A 21642-nucleotide genomic window follows, 5' to 3' on the forward strand; every position below is an offset into this window, starting at 1 on the left:
AGCCTCGCCAACGAATGTCCAACCTCCAAGTTGGCGCCTATTTAAGCGTAAAGTCGTAGCTCCCGCCCCTTGACAGTAGTGACTGGTCAGTCTTGTTAGGGCTTTGCATCTTGCGTATCCTCGGCGGTCCGTCTGTCCCACAGTAAAAAAGCGGAATGCCCACATGTCTGATTTGAAAACTGCCGCGCTCGAATATCACGCCAACCCGCGTCCAGGGAAACTGAGCGTCGAACTCACCAAGCCAACCGCAACCGCTCGTGACCTGGCCCTGGCTTACAGCCCTGGCGTCGCTGAGCCGGTGCGTGAAATCGCCCGTGATCCCGAGCTGGCCTACAAATACACCGGCAAGGGCAACCTGGTAGCAGTCATTTCCGATGGCACCGCCATTCTTGGCCTGGGTAACCTGGGCCCATTGGCTTCCAAGCCAGTGATGGAAGGCAAGGGCGTTCTGTTCAAGCGTTTCGCCGGCATTGACGTGTTCGACATCGAAGTCGACTCGGAAAGCCCGCAAGCTTTCATCGATACCGTTAAACGTATCTCCATCACCTTCGGCGGCATCAATCTCGAAGACATCAAGGCGCCAGAATGCTTTGAGATCGAGAAAGCGCTGATCGAGCAATGCGATATCCCTGTTTTCCACGATGACCAGCACGGCACCGCGATCGTGACGGCGGCCGGCATGATCAACGCGCTGGAAATCGTCGGCAAGCGCCTGGAAGACGCGAAAATCGTCTGCCTGGGCGCTGGTGCTGCGGCCATCTCCTGCATGAAGTTGCTGGTGAGCATGGGTGCGAAAATCGAAAACATCTTCATGGTTGACCGCACCGGTGTGATCCACGCCGAGCGCAGCGACCTGAACCAGTACAAGGCGGTGTTTGCTCACGCCACTGAAAAACGCACGCTGTCCGACGCTCTCGACGGCGCCGATGTGTTCGTCGGTCTGTCCGGCCCGAATCTGCTGAGCGCTGAAAACCTCAAGCTGATGGCCAAGGATCCAATCGTGTTCGCCTGCTCGAACCCGGATCCGGAAATATCCCCGGAGCTGGCGCACGCCACCCGCGATGACGTGATCATGGCGACCGGCCGTTCGGACTACCCGAACCAGGTCAACAACGTGCTGGGCTTCCCCTTCATCTTCCGTGGAGCCCTGGACGTTCGCGCCAAGCGCATCAACGAAGAAATGAAAATCGCCGCCGCCAACGCCCTGCGTGAGCTGGCCAAGCTGCCTGTTCCACAGGAAGTGTGCGACGCCTACGGTGGTATCAAGCTGGAATTCGGTCGTGAATACATCATCCCGAAACCAATGGATACCCGCCTGCTGGGCCTGATCGCCGACGCGGTGGCCAAGGCTGCCATCGAAAGCGGCGTTGCGACCCTGCCGTATCCAAAGCACTACCCGCTGACCAGCGTTGATGACGTGTTTAACGGCTAACGTTGTTAGTAGCCCCATAAAAAACCCCGGCCATTAGCCGGGTTTTTTTTATGGGGAAGTTTCAAGCTACAAGCTACAAGCTGATAGAGCACGGCAATCCGGTTCTCCGCTGCTTTTTCTTGCCGCTTGAAGCTTGAAGCTTGCCGCTGCGCCTCTAGAACAAATCAATCGGCGCTGACTCATCCGCTGGCAGCGGGCTGCCCGGTGCGCTGCCGCCGCCCAGTTCGTTGACGCTTGGTGGCGTGTCTTCGCTCTTGAACAGCTCGAAGAACGCATTCGGCGTGCTTGGCGAAGCCGCGCGGCCGCTGATCGGATCGACGCGCAGGCTGAGAATGCCATCCGGCTCGGCCTGAACATGCGGCGGCTTGTCTTTCAACGCGGCGCTCATGTACGTCATCCAGATCGGCAGCGCGACGGTACCGCCAAATTCATGGCGTCCCAGGCTTTCCGGTTGGTCGAAGCCGGTCCAGACGGTGGTCACGTAATCGGCGTTGTAGCCGGTGAACCATGCATCCTTGGACTCGTTGGTGGTACCGGTCTTGCCTGCGATGTCCGGACGATTCATCGCCAGGGCGCGACGGCCGGTGCCGCGCTTGATCACGTCCTGCAACATGCTGTTGAGGATGTACGTGGTGCGACCATCGACAATGCGTTCGGCTACGGCCGGTGCTTTCGGATCGACCGGCGGCGTGGCCGGGGGCGGGCCTTCAGTCGACGTGGTAATCAGCGCCGGGCCGTTGGCGACGGCAACCACTTTGGTATCCGGGGCGATCTTGCTGTCGACGGCCGGTACGGTTGGCGGGTTGGCGTCGAACAACGTAGCGCCGTCGCGGCTTTCGATTTTCTGGATCAGGTAGGGGCTGACTTTGTAGCCGCCGTTGGCGAAAGCACTCCAGCCGCTGACGATTTCCATCGGCGTCAGCGTTGCGGTACCCAGCGCCAGGGACAGGTTGCGCGGCAAGTCGTCCTTGTTGAAGCCGAAACGGGTGATGTAGTTGATCGCGGTGTCGATGCCCAGCTGTTGCAGCAGGCGAATCGAGACCAGGTTGCGTGACTTGTACAACGCTTCGCGCAGACGGATCGGGCCGAGGAAGGTGCCGGTGTCGTTCTTCGGACGCCAGACTTTATCCAGGTATTCGTCGACGAACACGATAGGTGCGTCGTTCACCAGGCTCGACGCGGTGTAGCCGTTGTCTAGCGCCGCGCTATAAAGGAAGGGCTTGAAGCTCGACCCAGGCTGACGCTTGGCCTGCAGGGCGCGGTTGTAGTTGCTCTGCTCGAAAGCGAAACCGCCCACCAGTGCGCGAATTGCGCCGTTTTGTGGATCAAGGGAAACCAGCGCGCTCTGCGCTACCGGAATCTGGCTGAATTTAAGCGAGCCATTCTCCTGGCGTTGCAGGCGAACCAGATCGCCAACATGAGCTACGTCAGCTGGTTGCTTGGGATTTGCCCCCAGACTGTTGGTGTTCAGATAAGGCCGCGCCCATTTCATGGTGGCCCATTCGACGGTTTCTTCTTTTTCGCCGTTGCGGGTCAGGACGCGCAGGCCGGTCTTGTCGACCTGAGTGACGATGGCCGGCTCAAGTGTGCTGATTGTGCGTTGTTTGGTCAGCTCCTGTGCCCAGGCCTCGCGAGTCATGGCCGGGAAGCGGCTTTCAGGGCCGCGATAGCCGTGGCGCTGGTCGTACTCGATCAAGCCTTCCTGAACCGCATTGTTGGCGTGTTCCTGAAGATCGCTTGGCACTGTAGTGGTGACGCGGAAGCCTTCGGTATAGGCTTCGCTGCCGTAACGGCCGACCATCTCGGCGCGGGCCATTTCGGCGATGTAGGGCGCGTTAACTTCAGGCGTCGGAACATGGTAGCTGGCGTTGATCGGCTCGCTGAGTGCGGCCTGATAAGCGCTTTGATCGATCTTGCCGAGCTTGAACATACGGCCCAGGATCCAGTCGCGACGTTCTTTGGCGCGAACCGGGTTGGCCAGCGGGTTGAAGCGCGAAGGCGCCTTGGGCAGCCCTGCGATCATTGCCATCTGCGCCAGAGTTACGTCGCGGATGGATTTGCCGTAATACACCTGCGCTGCCGCCTCGATCCCGTAGGCGCGGTTGCCCAGGTAGATTTTGTTGACGTAGAGCTCAAGGATTTCGTCCTTGGTAAGTTGGCGCTCAATTTGCAGGGCCAGAAGAATCTCGGTGGTTTTGCGCGAGAAACTGCGTTCGCTGGTCAGGAAATAGTTTTTCGCCACTTGCATGGTGATAGTACTGCCACCTGATTGGATGTGGCCGCTCTTCACCAGTTGGGAAGCAGCACGCATCAGGCTGCCAGGGTCAACGCCGTAGTGATTGGCGAAGTTATCGTCTTCGGCGGACAGCAGGGCGTTGATGAAGTTGGGTGGTATTTCGGCGAAACGGATTGGAGTGCGGCGCATCTCGCCAAATTCAGCAATCAATTTCCCGTCGCTGCTGTATACACGTAGCGGGATTTGCAGTTGGATACTGCGCAGCGCGTCTACCGAGGGCAGGCTTGGGCTCAGATAAAGGAATGCACCGCTCAAACCGAGCAACAGCCCGCAGAATATAGCGACGAGAGACCACCAGAAAAACTTCAGCAGGCGTATCAAGGCTTTTGGATTTCCAGATAAAAGAATGGGTTAAGCGTAGGCCGTTACAATTGAACACGCCTTGAAGCTTGGTTAAACGAAAAAAACGCTGGGCATTATAAGCATTTTTCGTCCCCGAGCGTTATTTGCGCTACTGTCAAGACTGCCGACAGTGGCTTTGGACAGAAAAATATCCGTAAGTGACGGAAACTCATAGGAATTAGGTTGTGTTCGAACTCTTCAGTAAGAAGGCCAATACCCTTCTAGGGATCGATATAAGCTCCACCTCGGTAAAACTCCTTGAGTTGAGTCGTTCCGGCACCCGGTACAAGGTCGAGTCTTACGCGGTTGAACCGCTCCCGGCCAACGCCGTGGTCGAGAAGAATATTGCCGAACTCGAAGGCGTCGGCAATGCGTTGTCACGCGTGCTCGCCAAGGCCAAGACCAACGTCAAAGGCGTCGCCGTTGCGGTGGCCGGATCGGCGGTCATTACCAAGACCATCGAGATGGACGCCGGTCTGTCCGACGACGACATGGAAAATCAGCTCAAGCTCGAAGCTGATCAGTACATTCCTTATCCGCTTGAAGAAGTCGCCATCGATTTTGAGGTCCAGGGCTATTCGGTGCGCAATCCCGAGCGTGTCGAAGTGCTGCTCGCAGCCTGCCGCAAGGAAAACGTCGAAGTCCGCGAAGCCGCGCTGGCACTCGCCGGGCTGAATGCCAAAGTCGTCGATGTCGAAGCCTACGCGCTGGAGCGCGCCTTCGGCCTGCTGTCCGCGCAACTGGGCAACGGTCACGATCAACTGACCGTCGCCGTCGTCGATATCGGCGCAACCATGACCACCCTGAGCGTGCTGCACAACGGCCGCATCATCTATACCCGCGAACAGCTGTTCGGCGGACGCCAGCTCACTGAGGAAATTCAGCGTCGCTATGGCCTCTCTATGGAAGAGGCCGGGTTGGCGAAGAAGCAGGGCGGCCTGCCCGACGATTACAACGCCGAGGTGTTGCAACCGTTCAAGGATGCCGTGGTTCAACAGGTGACACGTTCGTTGCAATTCTTCTTTGCTGCCGGGCAATACAACTCCGTCGACTACATCATGCTCGCGGGCGGCACGGCGTCGATTTCCGGCCTCGACCATCTGATTCAGCAGCGAATAGGCACCCCAACGCTGGTCGCCAACCCGTTCGCGGACATGGCCCTCAGCGCCAAGGTCAACGCGGGCGCCCTGGCCAGCGATGCACCCGCCTTGATGATTGCCTGCGGTCTGGCCTTGAGGAGTTTCGACTAATGGCCCGGATCAACCTTCTCCCCTGGCGCGAACAGCTTCGCGAAGAACGCAAGAAGCGCTTCCTGACCGCGTTGACCGGCGTGCTGGTCGCGGCGGTCGGCGCACTGCTGCTGTTCGATCAGTACGTCAGCAGCGCCGTGACTCACCAGCTCGCGCGCAATGCATTTATTCAGAAGGAAATCGTCCAGCTGGACGAGCGCATCAAGGAAATCAGCGAGCTGCGCGCGCGTCGCAAGCAGTTGCTGGAACGCATGAAAATCATTCAGGACTTGCAGGGCAACCGCCCGATCATCGGTCGAATTTTCGATCAGATGGCGCGCACGCTGCCCGATGGCGTGTATTTCTCCGAAGTGAAAATGACCGACAAGTTGATCAGCATCAATGGCGCGGCCGAGTCCAACAATCGGGTCTCGGACCTGATGCGTAATCTCGATGCGTCCGACTGGCTGGAAGCGCCGGTCCTCAACGAGGTCAAGGCGAGCGCCGACACCGCGACGGATCGGGCCAATTCCTTCCAGTTGACGGTACGCCAGACCCAGCCGGCGATTGAAGGGGCCAAGCCATGAATCTTTCGGAATCCCTGGAAGGGCTGCGGCGCATTGATTTCGGCGACCTGACGCTGGAAAACCTGGGATCGTGGCCTGCCGCGGTCAAGGGCATTGCGGGCATGTTGCTGCTGGTCCTGGTACTGGCCCTCGGTTACTTCTTTTTCATCCAGGACCTGGAAATCCAGCTCGATAGCGCGCGGGCCCAGGAGGTCGCGCTCAAGGAACAGTTCACCACCAAGGCGTTCCAGGCTGCAAACCTGGGACCTTACAAGACCCAGATGACCGAAATGGAAAACACCTTCGGCGCCTTGCTGCGTCAGCTGCCAAGCGATACCGAGGTGCCGGGGCTGCTCGAAGACATCACCCGTACCGGATTGGGCAGCGGGCTGGAGTTCGAAGAAATCAAGTTGCTGCCCGAAGAGGCCCAGCAGTTCTACATCGAGCTGCCGATACAAATCACCGTTGTCGGCGCGTACCACGATCTGGCGACTTTCGTCAGCGGCGTGGCCAGCCTGCCGCGGATCGTCACCTTGCATGATTTCGACATCAAGCCGATGGATCCCAAGAGCCCGACCATGTTGCGCATGAGTATTCTGGCCAAGACCTACCGCTATAACGATCAAGGGTTGAAGAAATGAGGGCGCCGCGACTGTTGTTCATCGGCATCGTGCTGCTGAGCCTGGCGGGTTGTGAGGGGGACAGTGCCTTTACCGACCTCAGCGCTTTCATGGACGAAGCGCGCGCGCGACCTTCGGGCACTATCGAGCCGTTGCCCAAGTTTCGTCCCTACGAAGCCTTCACCTATAACGCGGCGAACCTGCGCAGTCCGTTTCAGCCGCCAATCAAGATCGATATGATCAACCGCCCGAAAGGCTCGCGTCTGGTCAAGCCGGATGACGCGCGTCCTCGGCAGTTTCTCGAAGGATTTAATATCGAGTCGTTCGATATGGTCGGTACCATGGCCAACGATTCCGGGACCTTTGCCCTGCTCAAGGGTGCGGGCGGTGTTCACCGCGTGAAAGTCGGGGATTATCTGGGACGCAACAATGGGCGGATCATTTCGATCAACGAAGCGCAAGTCGATGTCATTGAAATAGTTCCTGATGGAGAGGGGGCATGGTTGGAAAGGCCGCGCAGTATTTCCCTGAAAGAACGCTCATGAAATGGGCCAAGCCAAGCACGCAACAGACCCTCGTGTCAGCAGGACGGAAATTGAACATGACTAGGATTCTCTCGATTATCGGCGTGTCGCTATGGATTGCGATGACGTCGCCGATTGTCCAGGCTGCCAATCTCAAGACGCTGGACGTTGCTGCGCTGCCGGGTGACCGGGTCGAGCTCAAGCTGACGTTCGATGCGCCTGTTCCTGCCCCGCGCGGCTACACCACCGAGCAGCCAGCGCGTATCGCCCTGGATCTGCCGGGCGTGACCAGCCAGCTGGTAAACAAGACCCACGATCTGGGTACTGGCAACGCGCGCAGCGTGGTGGTCATTGAAGCCAAGGATCGCACTCGCGTCATCATCAACCTGACGGCGCTGGCCCCTTACAGTTCTCGGGTCGAAGGCAACAAGCTGTTCGTCGTCATTGGTCAGGGCGCGGCGGCTGCCCAGGCATCGCAGCCTTCGACCGCCCAGGGCGCGCCGCGTGTAGCGGTCCCGACTCCTGCACCTGCCAGGCCTTACGTGCCGATGGGCCGGGCGGTCAAGAATGTCGATTTCCAGCGCGGCGAGCTGGGTGAAGGCAACGTGGTCATCGAACTGACGGATGCCAGCATCGCCCCGGATATTCAGGAGCAAGGCGGCAAGATTCGCGTCGATTTCCCCAAGACCCAGCTGCCGGAACGACTCCGTGTTCGCCTGGACGTCAAAGATTTCGCGACCCCGGTACAGTTCGTCAATGCCAGTGCTTCCGGTGACAAGGCCAGCATCAGCATCGAGCCTTCCGGCGCTTTCGACTATTCGGCGTACCAGACCGAAAACAAGCTGACCATCAGCGTGCGGCCACTGACCCATGAGGATATAGATCGGCGCAACGCGGAGAAGCCGGTCTACACCGGCGAAAAGCTGTCGCTGAATTTCCAGGACATTGACGTGCGCTCGGTGCTGCAACTGATCGCGGATTTCACCAGTCTCAATCTGGTGGCCAGCGACACGGTTCAAGGCGGGATTACTCTGCGTCTGCAAAACGTGCCCTGGGATCAGGCGCTGGATCTGGTGCTGAAAACCAAAGGCCTGGACAAGCGCAAGATCGGCAATGTACTGCTGGTTGCGCCCGCTGATGAAATTGCCGCGCGGGAACGCCAGGAAATGGAATCGCTCAAGCAAATCGCCGAACTGGCTCCGCTGCGTCGCGAATTGCTGCAGGTGAACTACGCCAAGGCCGCTGACATCGCCAAGCTGTTCCAGTCCGTGACCAGCGCGGAGGCCAAGGCCGACGAGCGCGGCTCGATCACTGTCGATGACCGGACCAACAACATCATTGCCTACCAGACGCAGGATCGTCTCGACGAGCTGCGCCGGATTGTTTCGCAGCTGGACATCCCGGTGCGTCAGGTGATGATCGAGGCGCGCATCGTCGAGGCGACGGTCGGCTACGACAAGGCGCTGGGCGTGCGATGGGGCGGTTCGAGCACCAACGGTAACTTCACGGCCAACGGCGGCACGGCCACGTCATCTACGACAACCGGGCAAAGCACCAGCGCGCCGTACGTTGACCTCGGCGCTTCCGGTGCCACTTCCGGGATCGGCATCTCGTTCCTGACCGACAACACCACGCTTGACCTGGAACTGAGCGCCATGGAAAAGACCGGCAACGGTGAGATCGTCTCTCAGCCGAAGGTGGTCACGTCCGACAAGGAAACCGCGAAAATTCTCAAAGGTACGGAAATCCCGTATCAGGAATCCAGCTCCAGCGGCGCGACGTCGGTGTCTTTCAAGGAGGCTTCCCTGTCGCTTGAAGTGACCCCGCAGATCACTCCGGATAACCGCATCATCATGGAGGTCAAGGTCACCAAGGATGAGCCGGATTATCTGAACATGGTCAATGGCGTACCGCCTATCAAGAAAAACGAAGTCAACGCCAAGGTGTTGGTGTCCGATGGCGAGACCATCGTGATTGGCGGAGTGTTCTCCAATACGCAAAGTAAAACGGTCGACAAGGTGCCATTTCTTGGCGATGTGCCGTATCTTGGCCGCCTTTTCCGGCGCGATGTGGTTTCAGAGGATAAAACCGAGCTGTTGGTGTTTCTCACTCCGCGTATCATGAACAACCAGGCGATTGCGGTGAGTCGTTGATTCTGTGCGAAATTTAATTCTTGTAGGACCGATGGGGGCTGGCAAAAGCACCATCGGTCGTTTGCTGGCCAAAGAGCTACGGTTGCCGTTCAAGGATTCCGACAAGGAAATTGAGCTGCGCACGGGTGCGAATATTCCCTGGATTTTCGACAAGGAAGGCGAACCCGGCTTTCGCGACCGCGAGCAGGCGATGATTGCCGAACTTTGCGACAGTGACGGTATCGTGCTGGCGACAGGCGGCGGCGCGGTCATGCGCAGCGAAAACCGTGAGGCGTTGCATGCCGGTGGGCGTGTGGTGTACCTGCACGCGTCGGTTGAGCAACAGGTCGGGCGTACGGCGCGTGATCGTAACCGTCCATTGCTGCGCACGGGCAATCCAGCCCAGGTGCTGCGCGATCTGTTGGCGATCCGTGATCCGCTGTACCGGGAAATCGCCGATGTGGTGATTGAAACCGACGAGCGGCCGCCGCGGATGGTGGTGATTGACATCCTGGCGCGCTTGGCAGAGCTTCCTCCCCGTTAAAGCGCAGACGGAAATGCGCTATCCTCGGCGACCATAAAAAGCAGGGTCGTGACATGGCATTAAGCCATTTTTTACGCGGACGCCAAGATGCGTGCGCGAACACCCATTCGGTAATCATTGTGGGGACACATGCAGACACTTAAGGTCGAGCTTGGCGATCGGAGCTACCCGATTCACATCGGCGAAGGCTTGCTGGATCGCCCTGAATTGCTTGCGCCGCATATCGTTGGCAGACAGGTCGCGATTGTTTCCAATGCCACCGTCGCGCCGCTTTACCTTGAGCGACTGACGCGCACCCTGGCCGGTTATAACGTGCTGCCGGTCGTGCTTCCCGATGGCGAAGCCTTCAAGAACTGGGAAACCCTGCAAACCATTTTTGACGCGCTGCTCACTGCCCGCCATGACCGGCGTACGACGGTTATCGCGCTGGGCGGCGGGGTGATCGGCGACATGGCTGGCTTTGCTGCCGCGTGCTATCAGCGCGGCGTGAATTTCATCCAGATCCCGACCACGCTCTTGTCTCAGGTGGACTCATCGGTGGGCGGCAAGACCGGCATCAACCATCCGCTGGGCAAAAACATGGTCGGCGCGTTTTATCAGCCGGGCGTGGTGTTGATCGATACCACAACGCTCAATACCTTGCCGGAGCGCGAGCTTTCGGCGGGTCTGGCGGAAGTCATCAAATACGGCTTGATCTGCGACGAACCGTTTCTGACCTGGCTTGAAGAAAACGTTGATCGCCTGCGCGGGCTGGATCAGGCCGCACTGACCATCGCCATCGAACGCTCATGCGCCGCCAAGGCCTTGGTCGTCGGCGCTGATGAGCGTGAGTCGGGTGTGCGCGCTACGCTTAATCTCGGGCATACCTTCGGCCATGCGATTGAAACCCATATGGGTTACGGCGTCTGGCTGCATGGTGAAGCGGTTGCGGCGGGCACGGTCATGGCGCTGGAAATGTCTTCGCGCCTGGGCTGGATCAGCACCGACGAGCGTGATCGTGGTATCCGGCTATTCCAGCGCGCCGGTTTACCCGTGGTGCCGCCGCAAGACATGACTGAAGACAATTTCCTCGAACATATGGCAATCGACAAAAAGGTGATCGACGGTCGCCTGCGTCTGGTGTTGCTGAGCCGGATTGGCGAAGCGGTGATCACCGACGAATATCCGAAAGAAGTATTACAGGCCACGCTGGTTGCGGATTACCGCGCTCTCGTGGATCAGCTTAGAGGTTAACGAAAAATCCATGACTAGTTTGCACGCGGACGAGGCCTTCCTCGGCCATTACCAGTTGAGTCATGACCCCTTTGCAACGCGGGTGCCTGGCTTCAAGTTTTTCCCTGCCCAGCGCAAGCCTGTACTGGGTCAGCTCCATCACCTGGCGCGTTACAGCCAGTTGCTGCTGGCGGTTACCGGTCCTCAAGGCAGCGGCAAGACTTTGCTGCGTCAGGCGTTGGTGGCGAGCACCAACAAGCAGTCGGTGCAGAGCGTCGTGGTTTCGGCGCGTGGCGCCAGCGATGCGGCCGGGGTTTTGCGTCAGGTCGCGCAAGCGCTCAGCGTTGCCCAGGCCGAGATGCGCGCCATCCTCGCCCAGGTCGTGCAATTGGCGCTGACTGGCCAGGAAGTCTATTTGTTGGTGGATGATGCCGAACAACTGGGCGAATCCGCACTCGAAGCATTGCTGGGTCTGGCGGCGGGTACGCCGGAAGGTCGTCCGCATGTGTTCCTGTTCGGTGAAGCATCGCTCATCGATCGCCTGGAACAGTTGTGTGCCGAGTCTGAAGTCGAGGGTGAGCGCTTTCACGTCATCGAGCTTGAGCCGTATACCGAAGACGAAACCCGGGAATACCTGGCGCAGCGGCTGGACGGTGCGGGTCAAGGCATCCAGCTGTTCACGGCCGAGCAGATTACCGACATTCACGAGCATTCCAACGGTTGGCCAGGTGCTATCAACCAGGTTGCTCGAGATTCAATGATTGAAGCGATGATCGCCAGTCGTACTGCGGTCAAGCGTCCAAGTATGGGGTTCAAAATGCCGAAGAAACACGTATTGGCTCTGGGTGCGGTCGTTGTGGTGGGGGTTCTGGCAGCAGTGCTGATTCCCGGCCGCGGCAACAACACTACAGCGCCAGCCAACGCGCCTGCCAATGCCCAGGCACAATTGCCTTTGGGGCAGGGCAAGCCAGTAACGCAGCAATCGAACAATGGCGCTCCGGCCATCGAGTTCGCCGGTAACTCGCAGCCCGTGCCTTTACCGCTGGGCGGAAACTCGCAGCCAGTCATGCGCGGTCCTCTGGCCGAAGCGGCGGGCTCGGGTGATGGCGACGATGACGGCGTGCCGGTTTCGTCTGCCGCTCAACCACCGACCGTCACTACCACCGCGCCACCTGCTGGCGTCGCAGCGGGCGCGACACCGCGCTCTTCCATCGCGCCGCCTCCGGCAGCCGCGGCTGCTGTGCCAAAACCCGCGGCCCCGGTAGCCAAGCCTGCTGCGGTGCCAACGCCGCCGCCTGTACAGGTCGCCACGGCCAAGCCAGCGGTCAAACCTGCAGCACCAGCGCCAGCCGCTGCGGCTGCAAAACCGGCAGCCGGCGGCAGCTGGTATAGCGGTCAGGCGCCAGGCCATTATGTCGTGCAGATTCTGGGTACCAGCTCCGAAGCCACTGCCCAGGCTTTCGTAGCCGAGCAAGGCGGCGAGTACCGCTACTTCAAGAAAACGCTGCAAGGCAAGCCGCTGTATGTGATCACCTACGGCAACTTTTCTGACCGTGCTGCCGCCCTGGCAGCCATCAAGGTATTGCCAGCCAAGGTTCAGGCTGGTAAACCTTGGCCTCGTACTGTCGCCAGCATCCAACAGGAGCTCGGCGCAACTCGCTGAAGTCGCAGCGGCTTTATCCAGGCCGCTCACCCAGCAACCCTGTTTTAACGCTTGAGCGTGCTACCAAACGGTAGCGCGCCTTGTGCTGTCTGCGTTGCAGGCGCATCGTGTTTTCAGGGTGCTTCGGTCAATCTCACAAAAAAGATTTTGACTAGCACAACATCTCGCTATAAACCTTCATAAATGCGACACGAATTTACGCCTGTTCGTCGTTAAATTTGTGACGCCTTGTGTCGGTGTGTACAATGACCTCCCTTTTGCTCCCGCCAAGCTGGCGTACGTTCAGCGCGAGAGGTAACTGGTTGAATTGAAAAGAAATTTGCCTCGAATAGAGGCAGCCTGGTGAGAAAGTGTCTATGAAAGCAGGTCTGTACCATCCAGATGAATTCAAGGATAACTGTGGTTTTGGCCTGATCGCCCATATGCAAGGCGAGCCCAGTCATCACCTGTTGCAGACGGCTATCCAAGCCCTGACCTGCATGACCCACCGTGGTGGGATCAACGCTGACGGCAAGACCGGCGACGGCTGCGGGCTGTTGATTCAGAAGCCAGACGCATTCCTGCGCGCTATTGCCAAAGAGCACTTTGGTAACGAGCTGCCGGGTCAATATTGCGTGGGCATGGTGTTCCTCAATCAGGACGACGCCAAGGCTGAAGCTGCCCGCGAGAACATGAATCGCGAAATCCTCGCCGCTGGCCTGACCTTGATCGGCTGGCGTCAGGTGCCAATCGACACCAGCGTGCTGGGTCGTCTGGCCCTGGAGCGTCTGCCGAAAATCGAGCAGGTGTTCATCGGTGGTGAAGGCCTGAGCGATCAGGAAATGGCTATCAAGCTGTTCAGCGCCCGTCGCCGTTCGTCGGTGGCCAACGCTGAAGATACCGATCACTACATCTGCAGCTTTTCCCACAAGACCATCATCTATAAAGGTCTGATGATGCCGCGCGACCTGACGGCATTTTTCCCGGACCTGAGCGACGAGCGCCTGCAAACCGCGATCTGCGTGTTCCACCAGCGCTTCTCGACCAACACCCTGCCGAAATGGCCGTTGGCGCAGCCGTTCCGCTTCCTCGCCCACAACGGCGAGATCAACACCATCACTGGTAACCGCAACTGGGCGCAGGCCCGTCGCACCAAGTTCGCCAACGAACTGATGCCGGACCTCGACGAATTGGGCCCGCTGGTCAACCGCGTCGGCTCCGACTCGTCGAGCATGGACAACATGCTCGAACTGATGGTCACCGGCGGCATCGACCTGTTCCGTGGCGTGCGCATGATCATTCCGCCTGCGTGGCAGAACGTTGAGACCATGGACCCCGATCTGCGGGCGTTCTATGAGTACAACTCCATGCACATGGAGCCGTGGGACGGCCCGGCTGGCGTGGTGATGACCGAAGGTCGCCACGCGGTCTGCCTGCTCGACCGTAACGGTCTGCGCCCGGCGCGCTGGGTGACCACCAAAAACGGTTACATCACCCTGGCGTCGGAAATCGGCGTGTGGGACTACAAGCCGGAAGACGTCATCGCCAAGGGCCGTGTCGGTCCGGGTCAGATCTTTGCCGTGGACACCGAAACCGGCCAGATCCTCGACACCGATGCCATCGACAACCGCTTGAAGTCGCGTCATCCGTACAAACAGTGGTTGCGCAAGAACGCTTTGCGCATCCAGGCAACCATCGAAGATAACGACCACGGTTCGGCTTTCTACAATGCCGACCAGCTCAAGCAGTACATGAAGATGTACCAGGTCACCTTCGAAGAGCGCGACCAGGTATTGCGTCCACTCGGCGAACAAGGCCAGGAAGCGGTCGGTTCCATGGGCGATGACACGCCAATGGCCGTGCTGTCCCATCGTGTGCGCTCGCCTTACGACTATTTCCGCCAGCAGTTCGCGCAGGTCACCAACCCGCCGATTGACCCGCTGCGTGAAGCCATCGTCATGTCGCTGGAAATCTGCCTCGGTGCCGAGCGCAACATTTTCCAGGAATCGCCAGAGCACGCTTCCCGCGTGATCCTCAGTTCGCCGGTCATTTCCCCGGCCAAGTGGCGTTCGCTGATGACCCTGGAGCGTCCGGGTTTCGAGCGGCAAATCATCGACCTCAACTACGACGAGCACATCGGCCTGGAAGCGGCGGTGCGCAACATCGCCGATCAGGCTGAAGAAGCCGTGCGCGCCGGTCGGACCCAGATCGTCCTGACCGACCGTCATATCGCGCCGGGCAAATTGCCGGCTCACGCTTCGCTGGCTGTAGGCGCTGTTCACCACCGCCTGACTGAAAAAGGCCTGCGCTGCGACAGCAACATCCTGGTTGAAACCGCAACGGCCCGCGACCCGCACCATTTCGCGGTGTTGATCGGCTTCGGCGCCTCGGCGGTCTATCCGTTCCTGGCCTACGAAGTGCTGGGCGACCTGATCCGTACCGGTGAAGTGCTGGGCGACCTCTACGAAGTCTTCAAGAACTACCGCAAAGGCATCACCAAAGGCCTGCTCAAAATCCTGTCGAAGATGGGTATCTCGACCATCACGTCGTACCGTGGCGCGCAGCTGTTCGAAGCCATCGGTCTGTCCGAAGCGGTCTGCGACCTGAGCTTCCGTGGCGTACCGAGCCGCATCAAGGGCGCACGTTTCGTCGATCTGGAAGCCGAGCAGAAAGCCCTGGCCGCCGAAGCCTGGAGCCCGCGCAAGCCAATCCAGCAAGGCGGTCTGCTCAAGTTCGTGTTCGGTGGCGAATACCACGCCTACAATCCGGATGTGGTCAGCACCCTGCAAGCTGCCGTGCAACAAGGCGACTACAGCAAGTTCAAGGAATACACCGCGCTGGTCGACAACCGTCCGGTTTCGATGATTCGCGACCTGTTCCAGGTCAAGACCCTCGAAACCCCGCTGTCCATCGACGACATCGAGCCGTTGAGCGAAATTCTCAAGCGCTTCGACTCGGCCGGTATTTCCCTGGGCGCACTGTCGCCGGAAGCTCACGAAGCGCTGGCCGAAGCCATGAACCGCTTGGGCGCACGCTCCAACTCCGGTGAAGGCGGTGAAGATCCAGCCCGTTACGGCACGATTCGCAGCTCCAAGATCAAGCAGATCGCCACCGGCCGCTTTGGCGTTACGCCTGAATATCTGGTCAACGCCGATGTGTTGCAGATCAAGGTTGCGCAAGGCGCCAAGCCGGGTGAGGGCGGGCAACTGCCGGGCGGTAAAGTGAACGGTCTGATCGCCAAGCTGCGTTATGCAGTACCGGGCGTGACGCTGATTTCGCCGCCGCCGCACCACGACATCTATTCCATCGAAGACTTGTCGCAGCTGATTTTCGACCTCAAGCAGGTCAACCCGGCGGCGCTGGTTTCGGTCAAGCTGGTTGCTGAAGCGGGCGTTGGTACGATTGCCGCAGGCGTCGCCAAGGCGTATGCCGACCTGATCACCATTTCCGGTTATGACGGCGGCACCGGCGCATCGCCATTGTCGTCGATCAAATACGCGGGCGCACCGTGGGAACTCGGCCTGGCCGAAACCCACCAGACCCTGCGCGGCAACGACCTGCGCGGCAAGGTTCGGGTCCAGACCGACGGCGGCCTGAAAACCGGCCTCGACGTGATCAAAGCAGCGATTCTCGGCGCCGAAAGCTTCGGTTTCGGTACCGCGCCGATGATTGCTCTGGGTTGCAAATACCTGCGTATCTGCCACCTGAACAACTGCGCCACCGGTGTTGCGACCCAGAACGAAAAGCTGCGCAAGGATCACTACATCGGCACCGTCGAAATGGTGATCAACTTCTTCACCTACGTGGCTGAAGAAACTCGCGAATGGCTGGCCAAACTGGGCGTGCGTTCCCTGGAAGAGCTGATCGGGCGTACGGATCTGCTTGATATCCTGCCGGGCGAAACCGCCAAGCAGCAGCACCTGGATCTGACGCCGCTGTTGGGCAGCGATCACATTCCGGCAGACAAGCCGCAGTTCAGCCTCGTGGATCGCAACCCGCCGTTCGACAAAGGCTTGATGGCCGAGCGCATGGTGGAGCTGGCCAAACCGGCCATCGAAAGCATGAGCGGCGGCGAGTACGCCATGGACATCTGCAACTGCGACCGGTCCATCGGCGCGCGGATCTCCGGCGAAATCGCCAAGCTGCACGGCAACCAGGGCATGAACAAGGCCCCGATCACGTTCCGCTTCAAAGGCACGGCCGGGCAGAGCTTCGGCGTGTGGAACGCAGGCGGCCTGAACATGTATCTGGAAGGCGACGCCAACGATTACGTCGGCAAAGGTATGACCGCTGGCAAACTGGTCATCGTTCCGCCTAAAGGCAGCCCGTTCAAGACCCAGGACAGCGCCATCATCGGCAACACCTGTCTCTACGGTGCCACGGGCGGCAAGCTGTTCGCGGCCGGTACGGCAGGCGAGCGTTTCGCCGTGCGTAACTCCGGTGCCCACACCATCGTGGAAGGCACGGGCGATCACTGCTGCGAATACATGACCGGCGGTTTCGTCTGTGTATTGGGCAAGACCGGCTACAACTTCGGCTCCGGGATGACCGGTGGTTTCGCCTACGTGCTGGACCTGGACAACACCTTCGTTGACCGGGTCAACCACGAACTGGTGGAAATCCAGCGCATCAGCGGCGAGTCGATGGAAGCCTATCGCAGCCATCTGGAGCGGGTTCTGGCCGAGTATGTCGAGGAAACCGATAGCGAGTGGGGCCGTAACGTCTGGGAAAACCTTGACGATTACCTGCGCCGCTTCTGGATGGTCAAGCCCAAGGCTGCGACGCTCAAATCGCTGCTCTCCAGCACTCGCGCCAATCCACAGTAACTGCAGCCACAAGCTGCAAGCTTGAAGCTACAAGCTTGCAGCTCTGTGGGTTGAACAGAATTTGATTTCTTGCAGCTTGAAGCGTGTCGCTTGAAGCTGCCGAAGAGGCACAAAATGGCTGAACGTCTCAGTAACGACTTTCAATTCCTCGATGTCGGGCGCAAAGATCCGAAGAAGAAACTGTTGCGGCAGCGCAAGAAAGAATTTGTGGAAATCTACGAACCTTTCAAACCCCAGCAGTCGGCCGATCAGGCCCACCGCTGCCTGGGTTGCGGTAACCCGTACTGCGAATGGAAGTGCCCGGTACACAACTTCATTCCCAACTGGCTCAAGCTGGTTGCCGAAGGCAATATTCTTGCGGCCGCCGAGCTGTCGCACCAGACCAATACCTTGCCGGAAGTCTGCGGCCGGGTGTGTCCGCAGGATCGTCTGTGCGAGGGTGCCTGCACCCTGAACGACGGTTTCGGCGCGGTGACCATCGGTTCGGTGGAGAAATACATCACTGACACGGCGTTCGCCATGGGCTGGCGTCCGGACATGTCCAAAGTCGTACGCAACGGCAAGCGCGTTGCCATTATCGGTGCCGGTCCTGCGGGCCTGGGCTGCGCCGATGTATTGGTGCGCGGCGGCGTGACGCCAGTGGTTTTCGACAAGAACCCGGAAATCGGTGGTCTGCTGACCTTCGGTATTCCCGAGTTCAAGCTGGAAAAAACCGTGCTGAGCCATCGTCGTGAAGTGTTTACCGGCATGGGTATCGAGTTCCGTCTCAATACCGAAGTCGGCAAGGACGTCACCATCGAGCAGCTGCTCGAAGAATACGATGCTGTATTCATGGGCATGGGCACCTACACCTACATGAAAGGCGGTTTTGCCGGTGAAGACCTGCCGGGCGTACATGACGCACTCGACTTCCTCATCGCCAACGTCAATCGCAATCTGGGCTTCGAAAAGTCGCCGGAAGATTTCGTCGACATGAAGGGCAAGAAGATTGTGGTGCTCGGCGGTGGTGACACGGCCATGGACTGCAACCGGACTTCGATCCGCCAGGGCGCCAAGTCGGTGACCTGCGCTTATCGTCGCGACGAAGCGAACATGCCCGGCTCGCGCAAGGAAGTGAAGAACGCCAAGGAAGAGGGTGTGAAGTTCCTCTACAACCGCCAGCCAATCGCCATCGTCGGTGAAGATCGGGTCGAAGGCGTGAAAGTCGTCGAGACGCGTCTCGGCGAGCCGGATGCGCGGGGCCGTCGCAGCCCTGAGCCGATTCCGGGTTCCGAAGAGATCATCCCGGCTGACGCCGTGGTCATCGCGTTCGGCTTCCGCCCAAGTCCGGCGCCATGGTTCGAGCAGTTCAGTATCCAGACCGACAGCCAGGGCCGCGTCATCGCCCCGGAACAGGCGCAGTTCAAGCACCAGACCAGCAACCCGAAAATCTTCGCCGGTGGCGACATGGTGCGCGGCTCCGACCTGGTCGTGACCGCAATCTTCGAAGGCCGCAACGCGGCGGAAGGGATTCTGGATTATCTGGGCGTCTGACGTCGCCAGCGGCAAGCTACAAGCTTCAAGCTGACTCGGTTCGCTTCTGCTTGCAGCTTGCAGCTTGCAGCTATCAGCTGTTTTATTGATAAAAGGCACGGCTCTTGCCGTGCCTTTTGCGTCTGTGTCTGAGAAAATGCCCGCACTTTTTTTGCGGATGCCGACATGACTGCCTTGAAGAACGACCGTTTCCTTCGTGCCCTGCTCAAGCAACCCGTGGACGTTACACCTGTCTGGATGATGCGCCAGGCCGGCCGCTACTTGCCTGAATACCGGGCCAGCCGCGCCAAAGCGGGCGATTTCATGAGCCTGTGCATGAACCCGGAGTTCGCTTGCGAAGTCACGCTGCAGCCGCTGGATCGCTATCCGCTGGACGCCGCGATTCTGTTTTCCGACATCCTGACCATCCCGGATGCCATGGGTCTGGGCCTGTATTTCGAGACCGGCGAAGGTCCGCGCTTCAAGAAAACCGTCAACACCCTGGCTGAAATCGAAGCCTTGCCGATCCCTGACCCGCAAAAAGACCTCGGCTATGTGATGGATGCAGTCAGCACCATCCGCCGCGAGCTTAACGGTCGTGTACCGTTGATCGGTTTTTCCGGCAGCCCGTGGACGCTGGCTACCTATATGGTCGAAGGCGGCTCGTCGAAAGACCATCGCAAGTCCAAAGCCATGCTCTACGAAAATCCGCAGGCCATGCACCTGTTGCTGGACAAACTGGCGCAGTCGGTGACCTCGTACCTCAACGGCCAGATCCTGGCCGGCGCGCAAGCGGTGCAGATTTTCGACAGCTGGGGCGGCAGTCTTTCCGACGCGGCGTATCAGGAATTCTCGCTGGCTTACATGCAGAAGATCGTCAACGGCCTGATCCGCGAGAACGACGGCCGCAAAGTGCCGGTGATCCTGTTCACCAAAGGTGGCGGTCAGTGGCTGGAAAGCATGGCTGACACCGGTGCCGACGCGCTGGGTCTGGACTGGACCACCAACATCGGCGACGCCCGTCGTCGCGTGGGTGGCAAAGTCGCGCTGCAAGGCAATATGGACCCTTCCGTGCTGTACGCCAGCCCGCAAGCGATTCGTGCCGAAGTGTCACGTATCCTCGAAAGCTACGGCAGCGGCAACGGTCACGTTTTCAACCTGGGCCACGGCATCACCCCGGAAGTCGACCCGGCCCGCGCTGGCGCGTTCATCGAAGCAGTGCACGAGCTTTCGGCGCAGTATCACGGCTGACTGTTCCGAACCGGTGGGAGCGAGCTTGCTCGCGAAGGCAATATTTCAGGCGCCGAGAATGCGCTGGAAGTAACTGCTCCTTCGCGAGCAAGCTCGCTCCCACCGACCATTTTTTGCCGAGGACCACCTCATATCTGCGCTTTAACCACCAACGGCGGCAACTTGGCCAGGCGCAATGCCACGGCCAATGCCACCAGCAGCAATGCGCCGATGAACAAGCCGATGCCGTTCCAGCCCGCGTAATGCCAGAACACGCCACCGCCGGTCCCGGCGATGCTCGATCCCACGTAATAGCTGAACAGATACAGCGACGATGCCTGCCCCTTGGCGGTGATCGCACGGCGGCCGATCCAGCTGCTGGCCACCGAATGCGCGCCGAAGAAGCCGAACGTGAACAGCAACACGCCAACAATCACCACCGGTAGCGGGGTGAACATGGTCAGACTGACGCCGACCAGCATCATCACGATCACCGCCCACAGCACTTGGCGACGGCCCAGCTTGTCCGCCAGTGAACCGATTTTCGCCGAGCTGTAGATCCCCGACAGGTACACCACCGAAAACAGCCCGACCACCGCCTGACTCAAGTGGTAAGGCTCGGCCAGCAGGCGATAGCCGATGTAGTTGAACATGGTCACGAAGCTGCCCATCAGCAGGAAAGCTTCGAGAAACAGCAGCGGCAGACCGGCGTCGCGGAACTGCACGACGAAGCCTTCCAGCAGGCTGCGCGGATGCAGTGAGCGGGCGCGGAAGTTGCGCGATTCCGGAAGGATCCTCCAGAACACCGCCGCCGCAATCAACGCCAACCCGCCGACCACCATGATTGCCGCGTGCCAGCTGACGTAATCGATCAACACGCCGGTAATCACCCGACCGCTCATGCCACCGATGGCATTGCCGCCGATATACAGGCCCATCGCCAGGCCAATGTGATTGGGGTGAATCTCTTCGCTGAGGTAAGTCATGGCTACCGCTGCCAGCCCGCTCAGGGACAAACCCACCAGCGCCCGGGTAATCAGCACACCTTCCCAGCTCGGCACCATGCCGCTGGCCAGGGTGAAGATCGCCGCGGAAAACAGCGACATCACCATCACCGGCTTGCGCCCGAGGCGGTCGGAAATCGGCCCGGTGATCAGCAGGCCAAGGGCGAGCATCGCTGTTGATACGGAAAGAATCAGGCTGCTCTGCGCCGCATTGATGGAAAACTCGCGGGACAACACCGGCATCATCGGTTGCACGCAGTACAGCAGCGCAAAAGTCGCGAAGCCGCCGGAAAACAGCGCCAGCACTGTGCGCATGAACATCGGCGTGTCTTTTTCGATGTAGCTATCGCCCAGCGGAATAGCCGCTTGCATAGGCGTGGAGGCAGTGTCGGATGGCGCAACAGCAGGATTCACAATGGACCTCTTGGGGCGTTTGAGCAGGCGATGAAGAAAAAGAATATAGCTCGCTAATGATTCTTTCCAATATATTGTTCGACCTGTTTGATATCTAAAACGACCTAATGGAAGGCT

The 21642-nt window shown here is 59.4% G+C and carries 14 protein-coding genes; 12 read left to right on the forward strand and 2 right to left on the reverse strand.

Going from position 1 to position 21642, the window contains the following annotated elements:
- Positions 1–163: 163 nt before the first annotated feature.
- Positions 164–1432 carry a malic enzyme-like NAD(P)-binding protein gene (locus ACP7E4_RS16525; protein ID WP_426116092.1) on the forward strand — a complete coding sequence of 423 codons (1269 nt, stop codon included), beginning with the start codon at positions 164–166 and terminating at the stop codon, positions 1430–1432.
- A 154-nt stretch (positions 1433–1586) separates the two neighbouring features.
- On the opposite strand, the gene ACP7E4_RS16530 is transcribed toward ACP7E4_RS16525, so the two are convergent.
- A complete protein-coding gene (locus tag ACP7E4_RS16530) occupies positions 1587–4046 on the reverse strand; it encodes a penicillin-binding protein 1A (RefSeq protein WP_426116243.1) in 2460 nt (819 codons plus the stop codon).
- A 209-nt stretch (positions 4047–4255) separates the two neighbouring features.
- On the opposite strand from ACP7E4_RS16530, the gene ACP7E4_RS16535 reads away from it, so the two are divergent.
- The 11 genes from ACP7E4_RS16535 to hemE all read left to right on the forward strand — a co-directional run bounded on the left by ACP7E4_RS16535 (position 4256) and on the right by hemE (position 20128).
- Positions 4256–5320: a pilus assembly protein PilM gene (locus tag ACP7E4_RS16535; RefSeq protein ID WP_065831602.1), complete on the forward strand. Its 1065-nt coding sequence runs from the start codon at positions 4256–4258 to the stop codon at positions 5318–5320.
- On the forward strand, positions 5320–5886 hold the full coding sequence (locus tag ACP7E4_RS16540; protein WP_426116094.1) for a PilN domain-containing protein: 567 nt from the start codon (positions 5320–5322) through the stop codon (positions 5884–5886). Before ACP7E4_RS16535 ends, ACP7E4_RS16540 begins: the two co-directional genes overlap by 1 nt.
- Positions 5883–6506 carry a type 4a pilus biogenesis protein PilO gene (pilO, locus tag ACP7E4_RS16545; RefSeq protein ID WP_426116096.1) on the forward strand — a complete coding sequence of 208 codons (624 nt, stop codon included), beginning with the start codon at positions 5883–5885 and terminating at the stop codon, positions 6504–6506. The genes ACP7E4_RS16540 and pilO overlap by 4 nt, the downstream gene beginning before the upstream one ends.
- Entirely contained in the window at positions 6503–7030 is a 528-nt protein-coding gene (locus ACP7E4_RS16550; protein WP_426116098.1) for a pilus assembly protein PilP, read from the forward strand. Before pilO ends, ACP7E4_RS16550 begins: the two co-directional genes overlap by 4 nt.
- 56 nt (positions 7031–7086) lie before the next feature.
- Positions 7087–9162 (forward strand): type IV pilus secretin PilQ, encoded by a 2076-nt coding sequence (gene pilQ, locus ACP7E4_RS16555; RefSeq protein ID WP_426116100.1) that lies wholly within the window; start codon positions 7087–7089, stop codon positions 9160–9162.
- Between the two features lie 4 nt (positions 9163–9166).
- Entirely contained in the window at positions 9167–9685 is a 519-nt protein-coding gene (aroK, locus tag ACP7E4_RS16560) for a shikimate kinase AroK (protein ID WP_426116102.1), read from the forward strand.
- 129 nt (positions 9686–9814) lie between these two features.
- Entirely contained in the window at positions 9815–10918 is a 1104-nt protein-coding gene (gene aroB, locus ACP7E4_RS16565) for a 3-dehydroquinate synthase (RefSeq protein ID WP_426116104.1), read from the forward strand.
- A 10-nt stretch (positions 10919–10928) separates the two neighbouring features.
- Positions 10929–12560 (forward strand): AAA family ATPase, encoded by a 1632-nt coding sequence (locus ACP7E4_RS16570; protein WP_426116106.1) that lies wholly within the window; start codon positions 10929–10931, stop codon positions 12558–12560.
- 356 nt (positions 12561–12916) lie between these two features.
- A complete protein-coding gene (gene gltB / locus ACP7E4_RS16575) occupies positions 12917–17365 on the forward strand; it encodes a glutamate synthase large subunit (protein WP_426116108.1) in 4449 nt (1482 codons plus the stop codon).
- A gap of 114 nt (positions 17366–17479) precedes the next feature.
- Positions 17480–18898 (forward strand): FAD-dependent oxidoreductase, encoded by a 1419-nt coding sequence (locus ACP7E4_RS16580; RefSeq protein ID WP_426116110.1) that lies wholly within the window; start codon positions 17480–17482, stop codon positions 18896–18898.
- A gap of 165 nt (positions 18899–19063) precedes the next feature.
- Entirely contained in the window at positions 19064–20128 is a 1065-nt protein-coding gene (gene hemE, locus ACP7E4_RS16585; RefSeq protein ID WP_047573191.1) for a uroporphyrinogen decarboxylase, read from the forward strand.
- 128 nt (positions 20129–20256) lie between these two features.
- Here the strand turns inward: hemE and ACP7E4_RS16590 are convergent, their stop codons facing one another.
- Positions 20257–21483 (reverse strand): MFS transporter, encoded by a 1227-nt coding sequence (locus ACP7E4_RS16590; protein WP_426116245.1) that lies wholly within the window; start codon positions 21481–21483, stop codon positions 20257–20259.
- Between the last annotated feature and the right edge of the window lie 159 nt (positions 21484–21642).

The organism is Pseudomonas sp. DSP3-2-3 (genome assembly GCF_049898225.1).
In the GTDB taxonomy this organism is placed as follows: domain Bacteria; phylum Pseudomonadota; class Gammaproteobacteria; order Pseudomonadales; family Pseudomonadaceae; genus Aquipseudomonas.